Below are 2,444 nucleotides of genomic sequence, written 5' to 3'. Positions count from 1 at the left end.
TCTGAAAGTGTCCAGCTTCAACGTGCTGAATTACTTCACCACTCTTGGTCAGCGCGGTGCGAGCTCCGAGGCAGATCTTGCGCGTCAAACCGACAAGATCGTCAAGGCAATGCTTGATATCGATGCGGATGTCTTTGGTCTTCAGGAACTGGAGAACAACGGCTTTGATGATGCCTCTGCAATCAGCGCTCTTGTTGATGCACTGAATGCGGAACTGACCGCTCAGGGCCGGACTGATGAGCTTTACACCTTCGTGAACCCGACTGACGGGGCTCCGATTGGGTCTGATGCCATCACCACCGGTATGATCTATCGTCCTGGCAAGCTGACTGTCATCGAGACAGAAACCTACACCTATCAGGAAACAAGTGCGGATGCGACATACGCGATTGCGGATCGTCTGCAGGACTTTGCTGATCGTTCATATGTAGGTGACTTCCAGCGTAACCGCCCAACCGTTGCAACCACTTTTGAGGATGCAAACGGCGAGCGCTTTACCCTCGCAGTCAACCACTACAAGTCCAAGGGTCCAAGTGGCCTGAGCGACCTGGTGGAAGACATTCAGGGCAAACTGGATGCAGGTACCATTCCGGCAGCTGATGTCGGCCAGGTACAGGCAGATCTGGATGCCTTGATCGCTGATCCAAACTACGATCAGGGCGATGGGCAGGCCTTCTGGGCTCAGACACGTGAAGATGCAGCAAAAGAGCTGCATGAGTGGCTGAGAACAGAATATGCAGGTGCCGGTCTTGATCCGGACATCCTCGTGATCGGTGATTTGAACACCTACGGTAAAGGCGACTCCGTACAGGAACTGGTAGAGGGCGGCGATATGACCGATCTTCTGTCTCAGTACCTGGGCGATGAAGCTTACAGCTTCGTGTTTGATGGTCAGCGCGGTTCTCTGGACCACGCTCTGGCATCCGACAGCCTTGCTGATCAGGTAACCGGCCTTGCTGAGTGGCACATCAATGCTGATGAGCCAGACCTGCTCAGCTACAACAGCCGCTTCACCGATGCTGGTTTCTACACTGACGACCAGTACGGCGCATCCGACCATGACCCACTTGTCATCGGCCTGGACCTCAGCAGCCCAAGCGAAATGCTCGTTTGAGCAAAAAGAAGGCCCTCGCAGTTTTGTGAGGGCCTTCACAAGAACAGAAAAAGCGGCTCCCAGAGCCGCTTTTTTATTGGCCAAACAGATATCACTCCCAAAACAGGGAGGTAAAGATTGCGATGTTTGGTGGTAAACTGAGGGCTCTTTGAGGGCGAAAGCAGCTGTGTTGTGCTAGCTCGTCTACTTTACAGACAGCAGCGGTAGTGGCGATACTTTACGCTCCGACGAGCATGTCGCTCATAGAATTGTCAGCAGTTGGCGAATGCACTTGATTGGGTGTCGCCCTTGTCCAATGAGGAAGCTCGATTGTGCATAGAAAAGTGCATTGGTGATCGCACATGAGACAACTTCCCTCACGTCGCAACCCAAGTGTATGCTGACTCGCCTGGCAAGCTCTTCCATTCGTCCGTGTTTGAAAATCAGCTCTTTTCTGTCCCACGGATTAATAAAAAGATTGGCATACTCAAGTGCTGGAGGCCCTAATAGGCCCCGAGCATCGATGGCGCGCCACGTTGCTCTGTGTTTGATGATGTTTCGGGGGTGAAGGTCACCATGAAGAGCCTGCCAGTCAGTACGATTTGCCATAACGTCGTGTGCTATCGCTTGGGCGATTGGAACGACGTCCTGTGCCCAAACTGGCACGGCCTTTGGTTTCATATTAAGGCTGTCTGCCATGAGGTGTTCGAGTGTCTTAAGACCTGTCAAACTGACTTGCGATTTTAAAAGCTGACCGGTGATTTCTAACTGGATATTAAGTGCATCTTCTTCATGTCCCTGATCTATAATATCCAGCAAGCGCGGGCCATCGAGCCATTGCATCAATGCTGCGGTTTCATCGTGTTCATATATTCTTACGGCAGAATTGGAATTATATCTCGCTAACAGTGCGAAGCCACCTCTCTCGGTGATTAAGCCATTTGAATTAAGAATCTTAAGTAGAGCTGGGCCAAACTCTTCGGAGCGGCAGGAGTAAAAATTGCTACAAGTGGTTTCACCCTCATAGGAAATTTCTTTAAGCTGCCATTTCTGTGCATAGACTTCTGCATGGTCTATCATGAGATGTCCGTGATTTGTTCTGGCTAACAGAGCTCTATTGAATAGCAGCGTACGGAAAGGGGCCTTAGATCCCTTTCCGTCGCAGTGTTTGCTTTCGTTCCAAGGAAGTAAGGGGTTCCTTACTTCTCTTTCAGCGCATGTGCGATTTGGTCTTGCATGGGTTTTATGAAGTAGGAGAGGACGGTGCGTTCGCCGGTTTGGATGAAGCCTTCGACGGGCATGCCCGGCACGAGGGTCTGGCCGTTCAGCTTCGGCATTTCGCTTTCCAGGA

Annotated in this window: 2 protein-coding genes and 1 pseudogene; 1 reads left to right on the top strand and 2 read right to left on the bottom strand. The window is 51.4% G+C overall.

The window, feature by feature from the left end; all coding sequences use genetic code 11:
- Positions 1–1,114 (top strand): ExeM/NucH family extracellular endonuclease (locus tag PPL9_RS33325; RefSeq protein WP_208989369.1); only part of this gene is annotated, 1,114 nt, incomplete at its 5' end.
- Between the two features lie 240 nt (positions 1,115–1,354).
- On the opposite strand, the gene PPL9_RS14075 is transcribed toward PPL9_RS33325, so the two are convergent.
- Complete coding sequence (locus PPL9_RS14075; protein WP_057463298.1) at positions 1,355–2,173, bottom strand: aminoglycoside phosphotransferase family protein; 819 nt, start codon at positions 2,171–2,173, stop codon at positions 1,355–1,357.
- 119 nt (positions 2,174–2,292) lie between these two features.
- A pseudogene (locus PPL9_RS34225) lies at positions 2,293–2,444 on the bottom strand (HlyD family type I secretion periplasmic adaptor subunit); the annotation flags it as partial.

Origin of the sequence: Pseudovibrio sp. POLY-S9 (genome assembly GCF_001431305.1) — a bacterium.
Lineage (GTDB): Bacteria > Pseudomonadota > Alphaproteobacteria > Rhizobiales > Stappiaceae > Pseudovibrio.
The sequence above is the reverse complement of the archived record's forward strand: the minus strand, read 5'-3'. Positions and strand labels throughout refer to the sequence as shown.

Coding starts and splice junctions, on each gene's coding strand:
- PPL9_RS14075 (WP_057463298.1), bottom strand. CDS start 2,173: ATGATAGACCATGCAGAAGTCTATGCACAGAAATGGCAGCTTAAAGAA.